Below are 16049 nucleotides of genomic sequence, written 5' to 3'. Positions count from 1 at the left end.
CGGCGGCGAGGTGATGGTCGTGAGCCTGGGCTGCGAGAAGCTCCAGCCCGAACGCCTGCTGCCGCCCGGCAGCTTCCCGCTCGTCGACGAGCGCAACGTGGCCGATGTGGGCGACAGCGCCGAGGCCAAACTCGACGTGGTCTGCCTGCAGGACGATGCGCACGTCGGCTTCATGTCGATGGTCGAGTCGATCCTGCGGCAGGCCGAGGAACACCTGGAGCGCCTGAACGCGCGCCGCCGCGAAACCGTGCCGGCCAGCGAACTGGTGGTGGGCGTGCAGTGCGGCGGCAGCGATGCGTTCTCCGGCGTCACGGCCAACCCGGCGGTCGGCTACTGCACCGACCTGCTGGTGCGCGCCGGTGCCACCGTGATGTTCTCGGAGGTGACCGAAGTGCGCGACGGCATCGACCAGCTCACCGCGCGTGCCACCACGCCCGAAGTGGCCGAAGCGATGATCCGCGAGATGGCCTGGTACGACGCCTACCTGGACAAGGGCCGCGTCGACCGCAGCGCCAACACCACGCCGGGCAACAAGAAGGGCGGGCTGTCCAACATCGTCGAGAAGGCGATGGGTTCGATCGTGAAGTCGGGCAGCTCGCCGATCTCGGGCGTGATCTCGCCGGGCGAGAAGCTCCGGCAGAAGGGCCTGATCTACGCGGCCACGCCCGCGAGCGACTTCATCTGCGGCACGCTGCAACTGGCCGCCGGCATGAACCTGCATGTGTTCACCACGGGCCGCGGCACGCCCTATGGACTGGCCGAAGTGCCGGTCATCAAGGTCGCCACGCGCGCCGACCTGGCACGCCGCTGGCATGACCTCATGGACATCAACGCCGGCACCATCGCCACCGGCGAGAAGACCATCGCCGACGTGGGCTGGGAGATGTTCCAGCTGATGCTCGAGGTGGCCAGCGGCCGCAAGAAGACCTGGGCCGAGCAGTGGAAGCTGCACAACGCGCTGGTGCTGTTCAACCCCGCGCCTGTGACCTGAGAGCAACACTCTCCGGCAGCCCCTTTCATCAACACACTCTGAAAAACAACCATGAAAATCGGATTCATCGGCCTCGGCATCATGGGCGCACCCATGGCCTTGCACCTCGTCAACGCCGGGCACCAGCTCTACTACGTCCAGCGCGGCAAGGTCAATGCCGAGATCGCGGCGACCAATGCCGTCGCCTGCGCCACGGGCAAGGAGGTTGCACAGCAGGCCGAGGTCGTCATCCTGATGGTGCCCGATACGCCCGACGTGGCCGCGGTGCTGTTCGGCGAGGACGGCGTTGCGCAAGGCCTGTCGAAGGGCAAGACCGTGATCGACATGAGCAGCATCTCGCCGATCGAGACCAAGGCCTTCGCGCAGAAGATCAACGACCTGGGCTGCGACTATCTCGACGCACCGGTCTCGGGCGGCGAAGTGGGTGCCAAGGCCGCGAGCCTGACCATCATGGTCGGGGGTACCGAAGCGGCCTTTGCCAGTGCCAGGCCGTTGTTCGAGCTGATGGGCAAGAACATCACGCACGTCGGTGGCGTCGGCGACGGGCAGACCACCAAGGTCGCCAACCAGATCATCGTGGCGCTGAACATCGCCGCCGTCGGCGAGGCGCTGCTGTTCGCCAGCAAGGCCGGCGCCGATCCGGCGAAGGTGCGGCAGGCGCTGATGGGCGGCTTTGCGTCGTCGCGCATCCTCGAAGTGCATGGCGAACGCATGATCAAGCGCACCTTCAACCCGGGCTTTCGCATCGGCTTGCACCAGAAAGACCTGAGCCTGGCGCTGGCCGGCGCCAAGGCGATCGGCGTGGCGCTGCCGCAGACCGCATCGGCCGCGCAACTGATGCAAGCCTGCGCGGCCAACGGATGGGACCAGCTGGACCACTCGGCGCTGGTCAAGGCGCTGGAACTCATGGCAGGCCACCAGGTTGCCCCGGCCTGAACAGGAGAATCCCATGCGACCCAACCGCTTGCGCGAGATATGGAAATCCGGCGGTGCAGCCGTCAACGGGTGGCTTGCCATCCCGAGCGGCTTTTCGGCCGAGATGATGGCCCATCAAGGCTGGGACTCGCTCACGATCGACCTGCAACATGGCATGGTGGACTACCAGGCCATGGTGGGCATGCTTCAAGGCATCTCGACGACCCATACGGTGCCCATCGTGCGCGTGCCATGGCTGGAGCCCGGCATCCTCATGAAGACGCTCGACGCAGGCGCCTATGGCGTGATCTGCCCGATGGTCAACACGCGCGAAGACGCACAAAAGCTCGTCGCCTGGACCCACTACGCACCGCAGGGCACCCGCAGCTTTGGCCCGATCCGTGCGCTGCTCCATGGCGGCGCCGACTACCCGCAACATGCCAACGACACCATCGTGACCTTCGCGATGATCGAGACCGCCAAGGCGCTGGACAACCTCGACGACATCCTCTCGGTCGAAGGCCTCGACGCCATCTACATCGGCCCGTCGGACCTGTCGCTGGCGCTTGGCTGCCGGCCCGTTTTCGACGACGTGGACCCGAAGGCGCAACAAGCGATCGATCACATCCTGGAGCGCGCCAGGGCGCACGGGGTGGTCGCCGGCATCCACAACGGCAACGCCAATGGCGCGCTGGCGCGCATCGGCAAGGGATTCCAGTTCGCAACCGTCAGTTCGGACGCGCGCCTGATGGCTGCGGGTGCACAACAGGTGCTCGCGGCCATGCGTGCCGAGCCGGTCGCGCCTGCGGCAAGTTCTTATTGAGCGAAGCCGCCGGCACGGGTATGTGCTACGGGCCCCGGGCGCTGAAGACCAGGCGTGCCGCTGGCCGATCGATGACGGCCAGCAAACTCAGATCGCCACGAGTTGCCGCACGCCGTGCGCTTCCATGTCCTTGCCGAGGCCGCGCGCGATGACTTCGCCGCGCTCCATCACGAGGTAGTCATCGGCGAGATCCTGCGCGAAGTCGTAGTACTGCTCGCACAGCACGATGGCCATGTCGCCGCGGTCGGCGAGCATGCGGATGACGCGGCCGATGTCCTTGATGATGCTCGGCTGGATGCCTTCGGTCGGCTCGTCGAGGATCAGCAGCTTGGGCTTGGGCGCGAGCGCGCGAGCGATGGCGAGCTGTTGCTGCTGGCCGCCGGAGAGGTCGCCGCCGCGGCGGTTGATCATCTGTTTCAGCACCGGGAACAGCTCGAACAGTTCGGCCGGGATGGGCGTGCCGCCGCTCTTGTAGGCCAGCCCCATGCGCAGGTTCTCTTCGACAGTCAATCGCGCGAAGATTTCGCGGCCTTGCGGCACGAATCCCATGCCTGATCGCGCACGTTCGTAGGGCGTCTTCTTCTGGATCGGATGGCCGTCGAATTCGATGCTGCCGCTCTTGATCGGCACCAGGCCCATGAGCGACTTGAGCAGGGTGGTCTTGCCGACACCGTTGCGGCCAAGCAGCACGGTGACCTTGCCGAGCGTCGCGGTAAAGCTCACATCGCGCAGGATGTGGGAGCCGCCGTAGTACTGGTGGATGTTCTTGACTGTGAGCATGGGTCGTTCTCTGTCAGTTCGGTTGCGGGTGCGTCAATGGGGGGTGCGTCGCTCGGCGGTACTCATCTGAAGCGCGTCCGGAGGGAGCGCGCCCGGCATGCGGCACGCGCCGCCCTGAGCCGTCGAACTTCCACGGAACGAGACGATCTCAGCGACCAAGATAAACCTCGATCACGCGCTCGTCCGACTGCACCTCATCGAGCGTGCCCTGGGCCAGCACAGACCCGTCGCACAGCACGGTAACGATCTCCGAGATGGTCTTGATGAAGCTCATGTCGTGCTCCACCACCATCAACGAATGCTTGCCCTTCAGCCTGAGGAACAGCTCAGCCGTGCGCGCCGTCTCCTCGTCCGTCATGCCCGCAACAGGCTCATCGAGCAGCAACAACTTCGGGTCCTGCATCAACAGCATCCCGATCTCCAGCCACTGCTTCTGCCCATGGCTCAGGTTGCCCGCCATGCGCGACACGCTTTCCGCCAGGTGAATCGTCTCGAGCACCTCGGCCAACCGGTCGCTCTGCACCGAGTCCAGCTTGAACAGCATCGAATGCTTCACCCCCTTGTTGGTCTTCAGCGCCAGCTCGAGGTTCTCGAATACCGTCAGTTGTTCGAACACCGTCGGCTTCTGGAACTTGCGCCCGATGCCGAGCTGCGCGATCTCGGCCTCCCGATGGCGCAGCAGGTTGATCGTGCTGCCGAAGAACACCGTGCCCGAATCCGGCCGCGTCTTGCCCGTGATGATGTCCATCATCGTCGTCTTGCCCGCACCGTTGGGGCCGATCACGCAACGCAACTCGCCGGGCGAAATATCCAGGCTCAGCTTGTTGATCGCCTTGAAGCCGTCGAAGCTCACGCTCACGTCCTCGAGGTACAGGATGCGGCCGTGCGCCACGTCCACTTCGCCTTCGGTCACGTGGCGCCCGAAGCCTGCGGCGCGGCCACCGGACTCGGTCATGCCTTCCCTCACGATGCCCTCGTGCCGCGCCACGCGCAGCGCGCCCTCTTCCATCAAGTCCGGTGTCATGCGCGTGCTCCTTCAGGTTCACCTGCGGCTGCGGCCACGGCGATCTTGTGCAGCGCGGCCGGCTCGACGCCCTCCGACGCGGCGAGCGAGCGCTGTGCTTCTGCCCGCCCCTCGCTCAGCTCACCGGCATTGCGCTTCGGCGCCTTCATGCGCGCGATCCACCTGCGCACCAGGCCCACCACGCCATCCGGCAGGAACAGCGTCACCGCGATGAACAACGCCCCCAGGAAGTACAGCCAGTACTCCGGCGCCACCACCGTCAGCCAGCTCTTCGCCCCGTTCACGATGAAGGCGCCGATGATCGGCCCGATCAACGTGGCACGCCCGCCCACCGCCGCCCAGATCGCAATCTCGATCGAGTTGGCCGGGCTCATTTCACCGGGGTTGATGATGCCCACCTGCGGCACGTACAACGCGCCCGCCACGCCGCACATGATGGCCGAGATGACCCAGATCGTGAGCTTGTACGGCAGCGGGTTGTAGCCCGAGAACATCACGCGCGACTCGGCATCGCGAATCGCCTGCAGCACGCGCCCGAACTTGCTGCCGATCAGCCACTTGCCGAACAGGAAGAAGCCGAGCAAGGTACAGCCTGTCATCACGAACAGCGTCATGCGCATGCTCTGAGTCGCGATCGGGATGCCCAGGATGCGCTTGAAATCGGTGAACCCGTTGTTGCCGCCGAAACCCGTCTCGTTGCGGAAGAACAGCAGCATCGTCGCGAAGGTCATGGCTTGCGTGATGATCGAGAAATACACGCCCTTGATGCGCGACCGGAAGGCGAAGAAGCCGAACACGAATGCGATCAGGCCCGGCACCGCCACGATCAGGATCAGCGTCATCACGAAGCTGCCGCTGAAAGTCCAGTGCCAGGGCAGCGCCTTCCAGTCGAGGAACACCATGAAGTCAGGCAGGTCGCTCTTGTAGTTGCCGTCGCGCCCGATCTGGCGCATGAGGTACATGCCCATCATGTAACCGCCGAGCGCGAAGAACATGCCGTGGCCCAGCGACAGGATGCCGGTGTAGCCCCAGATCAGGTCCATCGCCAACGCGCAGATCGCGTAGCACATGATCTTGCCGACCAGCGCCACCGCGTAGTCGCTCATGTAGAACGCGCTGTCGTGCGGTACCCAGAGATTGAGCATCGGCGCCGCCGCGCACACCACGATCAGCGCGATGCAGAAGGCCGTCCAGCCCTTGCCGCTCAGAAGCGGGCCCTTGCTCGGAAGTGCAACCTTGGTCATGCCTCTGCGCTCCGGCCTTTCACGGCGAAGATCCCTTGCGGACGTTTCTGGATGAAGATGATGATGAAGATCAGCACGGCGATCTTGGCAAGCACAGCACCCGCCCAGCCCTCGATGAACTTGTTGAGGATGCCCAGGCCCATGGCCGCGTACACCGTGCCGGCGAGCTGGCCGACGCCGCCCATCACCACCACCATGAACGAGTCCACGATGTAGTTCTGCCCGAGGTCCGGCCCCACATTGCCGATCTGGCTCAGAGCGCAACCCGCCAGCCCCGCGATGCCCGAGCCCAGCGCAAACGCATACGTGTCGATGCGGGCGGTGTTCACACCCATGCACGATGCAATCGGCCGGTTCTGCGTCACGCCGCGCACGAACAGGCCGAGCCGCGTCTTGCCGATGAGCCATCCCATGGCCAGCAACACCAGCCCCGCGAAGATGATGATGCAGATGCGGTTCCACGGCAGCGTGACGTTGCTCAGCATGGTGAAGCCGCCGCTCATCCAGCCGGGGTTTTCAACGCCAACGTTCTGCGCACCGAAGAACGAGCGCACCAGCTGCTGCAGCATCAGGCTGATGCCCCAGGTGGCCAGCAGCGTTTCCAGCGGGCGGCCGTAGAGGAATCGGATCACGCCGCGCTCCAGGATCGCACCGACCAAGGCGGATGCGATGAACGAAGCCGGAATCGCCGCGACCAGGTAGAAGCCGAACATCGACTCCGGCATGTACTTCTGGAAGATGCCCTGCATGACGTAGGTCGCGTAGGCGCCGATCATCATCAGCTCGCCATGCGCCATGTTGATGACGCCCATCAGCCCGTAGGTGATCGCGAGCCCCAGTGCGGCCAGCAGCAGCACGGAACCCAGGCTGATGCCGCTGAAGATCGCGTTGATGCGATCGCCCCACACCAGCGACGCATCGATGCCGGCAATGGCCCTCTGCAGCGCGGCCTTGACGTCGGCCTCGGTCTCTTCGGTCAGGCGCTCGTTCAGCAGCAGCTTGGTGTCGGGGCTCTTGCTTTGCGCAAGCGCACCGGCCGCGGCGATGCGCTTGCCCTTGTCCGCGCTGTTGAGCAGCGATGCCGCACGCACCAGCTCCAGCTTGGCCTTGATGCCCTCGTTCGTCTCGACGGCCAGCGCCTTCTCGACCATCGGAATCCGCGACTCGTCCGGATTCTTCAGCAACGCATTCGCAGCTTCGAGACGCACCTTCTCGTCCTTGCTGCCGACCAGCTTGAGCACCGACTGCGCGGCATCGAAGGCGCCGCGCATCATGTTGTTGTTGACCACGTCTTCCGCGTCTTCGGGCACCTTCGACTCGGCGCCGGTGACCGGGTCGTAGCCCTTGTCGTCCTTCATCACGAAGACCTTGTCCGCGGTGAACTTGACCGCGTCATCGGACATCGCCTGGATGAACGCGGCCGTCTTCTCGTCGGCCGTGGTCACGGCCTTGTTGAGCGCGGCGACGCGGTCCTCGGTCTCGCCCGAGGCGATGGCCTTGGCTTCGTCCGCGGTCAGCGCGTGGGCCGAGCCGGCCATGAGCAGCATGGCAGCGACTGTGCCCTGGAGAATTCGTCGGAACTTCGCTGTAGGTTGCATGGTTCTGTCCAAAAAGAAGGCCCGCTCTTGCAGCAGGAATCGCAGCAAGGAACGGGCCAGCGGCTCCGCAATGCGCCCGGACAGGCGCTTCGGCGAAGGCCTCTTACATCGACTTGCCAGCCGGATAGTCAGGCTTCTTGTCGTTGCCTTCGATGTACGGGCTCCACGGCTTGGCCTTGACCGGGCCCGGCGTCTTCCAGACCACGTTGAACTGGCCATCGGCCTTGATCTCGCCGATGAACACGCTCTTGTGCAGGTGATGGTTCTTCTCGTCCATCTTCGAGACGATGCCCGACGGCGCCGTGAAGGTCTGGCCGGCCATCGCGGCCACCACCTTGTCGGTGTCGGTGCTCTTCGCCTTCTCGACGGCCTGCTTCCACATGTGGATACCGATCCAGGTGGCTTCCATCGGGTCGTTGGTCAGGGGCTTGTCCATCTGGCCGGGGATCTTCTTTTCCTTGGCGTAGTCGCTCCACTGCTTGATCCAGGCCGCGTTGGTCGGGTTCTTGATCGACATGAAGTAGTTCCATGCGGCCAGGTGGCCCACCAGCGGCTTGGTGTCCACGCCGCGCAGTTCTTCCTCGCCCACCGAGAACGCCACCACCGGCACGTCCTTCGCCTTCAGGCCTGCATTGCCCAGTTCCTTGTAGAACGGCACGTTGGAGTCGCCATTGATGGTCGACACCACGGCCGTCTTGCCGCCGGCCGAGAACTTCTTGATGTCCGCCACGATGGTTTGATAGTCGCTGTGGCCGAACGGCGTGTACTTTTCGTCGATGTCGCTGTCCTTCACGCCCTTGCTCTTCAGGTAGGCGCGCAGGATCTTGTTGGTGGTGCGCGGGTACACGTAGTCGGTGCCCAGCAGCACCCAGCGCTTGGCGCCGCCGCCTTCCTTGCTCATCAGGTAGTCCACGGCCGGAATGGCTTGCTGGTTCGGCGCGGCACCCGTGTAGAACACGTTCTTCGAGAGTTCCTCGCCCTCGTATTGCACCGGGTAGAACAGCAGGCCGTTCATTTCCTCCAGCACCGGCAGCACCGACTTGCGCGACACCGAGGTCCAGCAGCCGAAGATCACGGCCACCTTGTCCTGGCCGAGCAGTTGCTTGGTCTTCTCGGCGAACAGCGGCCAGTTGGAGGCCGGATCCACCACGACGGCTTCGAGCTGCTTGCCCATCACGCCGCCGTGCTTGTTGATGTCGTCGATGGACATGAGCACCATGTCCTTCAGAGCGGTCTCGGAAATCGCCATCGTGCCCGACAGCGAGTGCAGCACGCCGACCTTGATGGTGTCGGCTGCGAATGCGGGCGCGGCGCCAAGAGCGGCAAGCGCGACGCTGGCGGTAATCGCCTTGAGTGTGAATCGACGTTGCATGGCCATCCTTCTCCAGTGGTAGTTGATCGTTCGCCAGCGCCTTGCTGGCGATGGAGAGGAGTCTGCGGATGGGGGGCGTTTCGAGAAATACGCCGGGTGGCGTACAAAATGTGGCGCGGCACGTTTCAGTGCGTGGCAATCAATCAAACCCAAATTGGGTATCAAGAAGCCCAATATGGGTATTTCAACCAGCACCGTGCCACCGCCGACCATGGGTCCGGGGCTGGCCGATGCGCTGCTTATTACGTCGCAGCAGCGCGTCCTGGGCTATCTTGTTCGGGCAAGGAGCGGAGCTTCTCGCATCGGAGCTCATCAAGCCGATCGGCGCTGGCCCGGGCGCGCTGGCCGAGCTTTCCGAGGCCGTCCGCCTAGGGCGTGGGCGAAGCGTCGGCCGCAAGCCTGAACGCCCGCGCCGCAAACGCCCAGACCAGCTTCGAAGCATCCGGCCCCGCCGCATCGCTGAACGCGAGGCTGGAAGCGCCCCCGCTCCACGCATGGCCCAGCGCGGCGACCTGGTACAGCGTGACGCAAATGCGCCCCGACCGCTTGAAGTCGGTGACGCGAGCGGGATAGCGCCTGCCTCGCTGCAGCAAGCGCTCGACGCCGGGACGCGCGCCGCACGCGGTGGCCCACACCGCGGCCGCATTCATGGCGTTGCTCGACGCGACGACCGCGTCATGGTCCCCGTGCACGATCAGCATCGGCGGCAGGGTTGCTCCGACCGCCGCAGCGCCGAACGCCTTGCCGACGGCAACCGCCGGCACCAGCGGCACGCGCCGCCCGCTCATCGCTCCGATGGCGGTCGCACTTGATCGCGCCGCACCCGGCGCCACACCGGAGTGCATCGCCACGGCCTTGAAGCGCGTCGGATACCGCGTGGCCAGCAGCGCCGCCATCCCGGCACCGGCCGAAAGCCCTGCGACCGCCACGCGCTCGCGGTCGATCCCGTACAGGAGACTGACCTGGTCCACCGCCGCCATCAAGGTGGCCGCTTCGCGGTCCGCGTTGCCCGATCGGGTGTCATACCAGTTCCAGCAGCCTTGCGGATGGTGCAGCCTGTCCTGTTCGGGGTAGAGCACCATGAAGCCTTCGCGCGCGGCGATGCGATTCATGCGGGTGCTGGCCGCAAAGTCACGGCCGGTCTGGCCGCAGCCGTGCAGCATCACCATCAATGGTGGTTTCTCGCCACGGTCGGATTTCAGGTTCGGCTTGAACAGGTGGTATCCGCGCGTACCGCCCGGCCCCATTGCCATGCCGGTGAGCCAGGCGCCATCGCCGGGTGGCGGCTTGCGCTGCTCTGCGGCGACGCGCACCACCTCCTTTCCGACCTGTTTCGCCAGGCGCTGGCCAGTGCGAAGCGTGGCGCTGGTGAGCGCCTTCAGGTTGCGCTGGTAGGCGCGCGTGAGGGGAGACGTGGGAGAGCGGCGTGGCATGGTGCGTTGAGCGCCGGTGGGCGGTCAGCCGACACCGTAGCAGCTTCTGCGCCTCAAATATGTACCGCTATGTTCCTGATAGCAAGCTGCGCCCGCCCGGCGGACGATGCGCATCGTCTCTCGTCCGGATTCCGTCAATAGATCTCCGGGACATACATCTCCGCCGGCACCGGCTGGCGCAGATAGTCCTCATTGCGCACCCTCGGCGGCAACACCACCGGCGCATGCGGCACGTCCTCGTACGGGAACTGCCCAAGCAGGTGCGTGATGCAGTTGAGCCGCGCAGCCTTCTTGTCGACGGCCTGCACCACCCACCACGGCGCTTCGGGAATGTGCGTGCGCTCCAGCATGATTTCCTTCGCCTTGGTGTATTCCTCCCAGCGGCGGCGGCTCTCCAGGTCCATCGGGCTCAGCTTCCACTGCTTGAGCGGATCGTGGATGCGCCCGAGAAAACGCATGTGCTGCTCATCGTCGGTGATGGAGAACCAGTACTTGATCACCTTGATGCCCGATCGCACCAGCATGCGCTCGAACTCCGGCACCGAGCGAAAGAACTCCTCGTACTCCGCGTCGCTGCAAAAGCCCATGACATGCTCCACTCCGGCGCGGTTGTACCAACTGCGGTCGAACAGCACCATCTCGCCCGCTGCCGGCAAATGCGATGCGTACCGCTGGAAGTACCACTGCGTGCGCTCGCGATCGTTCGGCGCCGGCAACGCAGCCACGCGGACCACGCGCGGATTCAGCCGCTGCGTGATGCGCTTGATCACGCCGCCCTTGCCGGCCGCGTCCCGCCCCTCGAACAGGATCACGACCTTCTGTCTGCTGTGCTGCACCCAGTCCTGCAGCTTGACCAGTTCGCCCTGCAGGCGGAACAGTTCCTTGAAGTAGTGCTGGCGCGCGGCCTTGTCGGTGCTGGCGGCCATGCCGGACTCGTCGATCTCGCGATCCTCGATCTCGAGTTCCAGTTCCTCGTCGTAGCTGTCGATCAGGTCGCGGGCGATGCGATCCATCAACGCTTCCTGGTCTTGAAGGGTTGCTGGCAATGCGGTCATGGCGGGCATGCTCCAGAAAAAATAGGCGAAAACGACGATGCTGCCGCCCTCATTTGACTGCGGCATGACGCGTCGCGCGCGGTCACGCCACTGTCATACATCGCGGCGAGCATCCGACCTGACATTTTCATGCGGGGAACAGGATCATGGCCACTCTCGCCGACAAAGCCCACCTGCCGGTCTATCCGCCCGCGGCGTCGCGGCCATCGTTCGACACCAAGCCCGGCCCGGTCACGCTGATCGTGTTCGTCGGCCTGCTCGCCGCGGGTCTGCTGTATACAGCCTGGAGCCTGGTCAGCGACGTCACCGCCTCAGGCGCGCAACCCTCCAGCTGGGTTCCCTATCTCCTGCTTGGGGTCGCGTTGCTGATTGCACTGGGTTTCGAGTTCGTCAACGGGTTCCACGACACCGCCAACGCCGTGGCCACGGTGATCTACACGCACTCGCTGCCGCCAAATTTGGCGGTGGTGTGGTCGGGCCTCTTCAACTTCCTCGGCGTGCTGGTGTCCAGCGGCGCGGTGGCGTTCGGCATCATCTCGCTGCTGCCGGTGGAACTGATCCTGCAGGTGGGCTCCGGCGCCGGCTTCGCGATGGTGTTCGCGTTGCTGATTGCCGCCATCATCTGGAACCTCGGCACCTGGTGGCTCGGCCTGCCGGCATCGTCTTCGCACACGCTGATCGGCTCGATCATCGGCGTGGGCATTGCCAACGCGCTGATGCATGGGCGCGACGGCACCAGCGGCGTGGACTGGGCGCAGGCCACCAAGGTCGGCTATTCGCTCCTGCTGTCGCCGCTGGTCGGCTTCGGTTGCGCTGCCTTGTTGCTGCTGGCGCTGCGCGCCCTGGTCAAGAACCGCGCACTGTACGAAGAACCGCGCGGCAACACGCCGCCGCCGTGGTGGATTCGCGGCCTGCTGGTGCTGACCTGCACCGGCGTCTCGTTCGCGCACGGCTCCAACGACGGGCAAAAGGGCATGGGCCTGATCATGCTGATCCTGGTCGGCACAGTGCCGATCACCTATGCGCTGAACCGGGCCATGCCGGCCGGGGAGACCGTGAAGTTCGTGGCCGTGGCCGAACTCGCGCAAGGCGCGATGAGCCGCAGCGTGCCCACGTCATTGCCGGCCGCCAGCGTGCCGGCCGCGCGCGAAACGTTGTCGACTTACCTGCGGACCCGCGAATTCGGCCCCACTGTCGTGCCTGCCGTCGCCATGCTCGCCGGCAGCATTGCCGCCCAGGTGCGCGAGACGGGCTCGCTCGCGGCATTGCCCGCCAACTCGGTGGCCAACGTGCGCAATGACATGTACCTCAGTGCCGAATCGCTCCGGCTGCTCGACAAGAGCGGTGCGGCAAAGTTCGATGCCGAAACCAGATCGACCCTGAATGCGTTCCGCAAGGAGCTCGACGACGCGACCCGCTTTATTCCGCTGTGGGTCAAGGTGGCGGTCGCGATCGCGCTCGGCCTCGGCACCATGATCGGCTGGAAGCGCATCGTCGTCACTGTCGGCGAAAAGATCGGCAAGACCCACCTGACCTATGCCCAGGGCGCCTCGGCCGAACTGGTGGCCATGCTGACCATCGGTGCAGCCGACGTCTACGGGCTGCCGGTATCGACCACGCACGTGCTGTCGTCGGGTGTGGCCGGCACGATGGCCGCCAACCGGTCGGGCCTGCAATGGGGCACGCTGCGCAGCCTGGCCATGGCCTGGGTGCTGACGCTGCCGGCGGCGATGCTGCTGTCGGGCTCGCTGTACTGGCTGTTTACCAAAATCTTCTGACCGCACCTCGCCTTGCCCCTTCTGCATGAACTCGCCGCCGCGTCCTACGGCGGCGATGAATCCGGCCTGATCTGCGGCTACCTGTTCGATGCCACGTCGGCCGAGCCATCGCACGCCTTCGACTCCGCGCAAGCCGCGCAATGGCTGGCGTCGGCCGGCCAGGCGCCGGCGGGCGCCTACTTGTGGCTGCACTTCAACCTGAGCCACGCACAGGCCGAACGCTGGCTGCTGCGCCACGCGGGGCTGCCGGACACCTTCTACGAGACCCTGCGCGACGGCCTGCATTCGACGCGCATCGAACGTGCCGACGATGCGCTGGTCGCCGTCATCAACGACGTGCATTTCGAATTCGGCTTCGAGCCCTCGGACATTTCGACCTTGTGGATCAGCGTCGGACCGCGCCTGGTGGTGACGGCGCGCACCAAGCCGCTGCGCTCGGTCGATGCGCTGCGCACCGCGGTGAAGGCCGGCGACGCGCCCCGCTCCGGCACCGAACTGCTGGAGCACCTCCTGCGTGTCCAGGCCGATGTGCTGGTGGGGATCGTGCGGGACGTGACGACGCGCATCGACGACATCGAAGACAAGCAACTGGCCGGCCGCCTCGACCACAAGCGCGTAAGCCTCGGTGCGCTGCGGCGCTTGCTGGTGCGCCTGCAGCGCCTGTTGGCGCCGGAACCCGCCGCGCTGTTCCGCCTGCTGCAACGCCCGCCCGACTGGATGGACAACGCCGACGCCGATCAACTGCGCGCATCGACCGAGGAGTTCTCATTGGCTGCGCGACATGCAGGCCCTGCAGGAGCGCATCAAGCTGCTGCAGGAAGAGATCGCGGCCAACGTCAACGAGGACAACAACCGCAGCCTGTTCGTGCTCACCGTGGTGACCGTGCTGGCCCTGCCGATCAACATCCTGGCCGGCCTGTTCCGCATGAACGTCGGCGGCATTCCGCTGGCCGAACACAAGCACGGCTTCTGGATCGTGGTGGCGATCATTGCGACCTTCACCGCGGTCGCGGCATGGGCGGCATTCCGCAAGAAACGCTGAAATCACGACTGGCCGGCCCTTCAATGCTACTAATTTCATAGCATATGGATTAGTCGCCATGCGCTCTGCACGCCAATTCGATCCGAAATAGAATCGATGCGTGCCCGCCATCCTCAACGCCGATCTTCACTGTCACTCCGTGGTGTCCGACGGCACCCTGACGCCCGAGGCGCTCGCCGAGCGGGCTGCGGGCAACGGCGTCGAACTCTGGGCCCTCACCGACCACGACGAGATCGGCGGCCAGCACCGTGCAGCGGCTGCGGCCCATGCCAATGGCATGAAGTACCTCACCGGCACCGAGATCTCGGTCACCTTCGCGAACGAAACGGTGCACATCGTCGGCCTGGGTTTCGACCCCGATGACGAAGGCATGAAGAAGGGCCTGGTCGCCACGCGCGGCGGCCGTGGCGTGCGCGCGCAGGAGATGTCCGAGGGCCTGGCCAAGGTCGGCATCCATGGCGCATATGACGGCGCGCTCAAGTTCGTCGGCAACCCGGAGTTGATCTCCCGCACGCACTTCGCGCGCTTCCTCGTCGAGAGCGGCGTCTGCAAGGACACGCATGAGGTCTTCCGCAAATACCTCACCGAGGGCAAGCCGGGCTACGTGCCGCACCGCTGGGCTTCGCTGAAGGATGCGGTGCACTGGATCACCGCGGCCAAGGGCATCGCGGTCATCGCGCACCCCGGCCGCTACAAGTTCACCGCCAACGAGGAATACGCGTTGTTCCTCGAATTCAAGGCGCACGGCGGCCAGGCGGTCGAAGTCGTGACCGGCAGCCACACTGCGGCCGAGTACGTCGAATACGCAGACAAGGCCCTCGAGTTCGGCTTTGCCGCCTCGCGCGGCAGCGACTTCCACAGCCCCGACGAGAGTCACGTCGACCTCGGCAAGCTTCCCCTGTTGCCCGGCAAGCTCATGCCGGTCTGGGAACTGCTCGAAGACAGAATCCAGTGAGCGCCCGCGAGCGCTTGGCACCCACCGCAATCCGGCCGCTCCAGGACGTGGGGCCTTTCGACGAGGGCGGCGACGCAGCCATCGAAGTGGCAAAAAGCCTGCAGGCCGTCGCCCCGCGCAGTACGCGTGACGTCGAATCGGAGCGCATCCTTGCGGCCATCGGCATGGTGCTGCTCGCCGTCGCCTGCTTTGCCACGCTCGACACCACCACCAAGATTTCCGTCTCCGCCGTTCCCATACTGATGGGCGTGTGGTTCCGCTATGCATTCCAGGCGGTCGCCACCACTTCCGTGCTGTTGCCGCTGCACGGCACATCGCTGCTGCGCACGACCCGACCCGGCTACCACGTGCTGCGCGGCGCACTGCTGCTCATCACCAGCGTGCTTGCATTTTTCAGCCTGCTCTACATGCCGCTCGCGGAGTTCACGGCCATCGTCCTGATTGCGCCGCTGGCGGTCACGCTGCTGGCCGCCACCGCGCTCAAGGAACATGTTTCGCCGCTGCGCTGGGTGCTGGTGGCGGGCGGATTCGCCGGCACGCTGGTCATCCTGCGGCCGGGCGGCGGCGCCTTCAGCTGGGCCGTCCTGCTGCCGATCGGGCTGGTGCTCACCAACGCCTGCTTCCAGGTACTCACCAGCAAGCTCGCGCAGACCGAGAACCCACTGACGATGCACTTCTACACTGGCTGGGTCGGCACGCTGATCGCATCGTGCGCGCTGCCTTTCGTGTGGTCCGCGCTGCCCTCGTGGCAATGGTGGGCGCTTCTGTTCCTGATGGGTGCGATGGGCACCGTGGGCCATTTCTTCCTGATCCTGGCCTACCAGCGCGCGCCGGCCTCCACGCTCACGCCGTATCTCTACGCGCAGATCGCCTTCGCCATGTTCGGCGGCTGGATCATGTTCTCGCACATCCCGGACCACGTCTCGCTGGTCGGCATGGGCATGATCGCGGCCTGCGGCGCCGCTGGCGCATGGCTCACCGTGCGCGAGCGGCGCATACCGATCGAACCCGCGGAGTCATGAGCCTCCGCGTGCAGTCT

12 protein-coding genes and 2 pseudogenes are annotated in these 16049 nt (G+C 65.3%); 7 read left to right on the top strand and 7 right to left on the bottom strand.

All coding sequences use genetic code 11. The features are described 5' to 3' along the window. The 3 genes and pseudogenes from garD to WKW80_RS31380 all read left to right on the top strand — a co-directional run. Positions 1-991 (top strand): annotated as a pseudogene (garD, locus tag WKW80_RS31390) (galactarate dehydratase); the annotation flags it as partial. A gap of 51 nt (positions 992-1042) precedes the next feature. Then, positions 1043-1927: a 2-hydroxy-3-oxopropionate reductase gene (glxR, locus tag WKW80_RS31385; protein WP_340367508.1), complete on the top strand. Its 885-nt coding sequence runs from the start codon at positions 1043-1045 to the stop codon at positions 1925-1927. A gap of 13 nt (positions 1928-1940) precedes the next feature. Beyond that, positions 1941-2729: an HpcH/HpaI aldolase family protein gene (locus tag WKW80_RS31380; protein ID WP_340367507.1), complete on the top strand. Its 789-nt coding sequence runs from the start codon at positions 1941-1943 to the stop codon at positions 2727-2729. Positions 2730-2816: 87 nt separating this feature from the next. Here the strand turns inward: WKW80_RS31380 and urtE are convergent, their stop codons facing one another. From urtE to ppk2, 7 genes are all read right to left on the bottom strand, one after another. After that, positions 2817-3509: an urea ABC transporter ATP-binding subunit UrtE gene (gene urtE / locus WKW80_RS31375; RefSeq protein ID WP_340367506.1), complete on the bottom strand. Its 693-nt coding sequence runs from the start codon at positions 3507-3509 to the stop codon at positions 2817-2819. A gap of 148 nt (positions 3510-3657) precedes the next feature. Continuing rightward, a complete protein-coding gene (gene urtD, locus WKW80_RS31370; RefSeq protein WP_340367505.1) occupies positions 3658-4533 on the bottom strand; it encodes an urea ABC transporter ATP-binding protein UrtD in 876 nt (291 codons plus the stop codon). After that, positions 4530-5777 (bottom strand): urea ABC transporter permease subunit UrtC, encoded by a 1248-nt coding sequence (urtC, locus tag WKW80_RS31365; protein ID WP_340367504.1) that lies wholly within the window; start codon positions 5775-5777, stop codon positions 4530-4532. The genes urtD and urtC overlap by 4 nt, the downstream gene beginning before the upstream one ends. Then, positions 5774-7324 carry an urea ABC transporter permease subunit UrtB gene (gene urtB / locus WKW80_RS31360; RefSeq protein WP_340367514.1) on the bottom strand — a complete coding sequence of 517 codons (1551 nt, stop codon included), beginning with the start codon at positions 7322-7324 and terminating at the stop codon, positions 5774-5776. The genes urtC and urtB overlap by 4 nt, the downstream gene beginning before the upstream one ends. Positions 7325-7478: 154 nt before the next feature. Then, complete coding sequence (gene urtA, locus WKW80_RS31355) at positions 7479-8747, bottom strand: urea ABC transporter substrate-binding protein (RefSeq protein ID WP_340367503.1); 1269 nt, start codon at positions 8745-8747, stop codon at positions 7479-7481. Between the two features lie 368 nt (positions 8748-9115). Further along, positions 9116-10180, bottom strand: a complete 1065-nt coding sequence (locus WKW80_RS31350; protein WP_340367502.1) for an extracellular catalytic domain type 1 short-chain-length polyhydroxyalkanoate depolymerase — start codon at positions 10178-10180, stop codon at positions 9116-9118. Positions 10181-10314: 134 nt separating this feature from the next. Further along, positions 10315-11235: a polyphosphate kinase 2 gene (gene ppk2, locus WKW80_RS31345; RefSeq protein ID WP_422822999.1), complete on the bottom strand. Its 921-nt coding sequence runs from the start codon at positions 11233-11235 to the stop codon at positions 10315-10317. A 146-nt stretch (positions 11236-11381) separates the two neighbouring features. Here ppk2 and WKW80_RS31340 point away from each other — a divergent pair, with 146 nt between their 5' ends. From WKW80_RS31340 to WKW80_RS31325, 4 genes and pseudogenes are all read left to right on the top strand, one after another. Beyond that, on the top strand, positions 11382-13013 hold the full coding sequence (locus tag WKW80_RS31340) for an inorganic phosphate transporter (protein ID WP_340367501.1): 1632 nt from the start codon (positions 11382-11384) through the stop codon (positions 13011-13013). 12 nt (positions 13014-13025) lie between these two features. Then, positions 13026-14055: pseudogene (locus tag WKW80_RS31335) on the top strand (transporter). A 100-nt stretch (positions 14056-14155) separates the two neighbouring features. Beyond that, positions 14156-15010: a 3',5'-nucleoside bisphosphate phosphatase gene (locus WKW80_RS31330; protein WP_340367500.1), complete on the top strand. Its 855-nt coding sequence runs from the start codon at positions 14156-14158 to the stop codon at positions 15008-15010. 164 nt (positions 15011-15174) lie between these two features. Continuing rightward, positions 15175-16032, top strand: coding sequence for a DMT family transporter (locus tag WKW80_RS31325; RefSeq protein ID WP_340367512.1), 858 nt, complete (start codon positions 15175-15177; stop codon positions 16030-16032). Positions 16033-16049 lie beyond the last annotated feature (17 nt).

The sequence above is a fragment of the Variovorax humicola genome, assembly GCF_037889915.1.
Lineage (GTDB): Bacteria > Pseudomonadota > Gammaproteobacteria > Burkholderiales > Burkholderiaceae_C > Variovorax > Variovorax humicola.
This window is presented reverse-complemented; position numbering and strand designations above follow the sequence as displayed.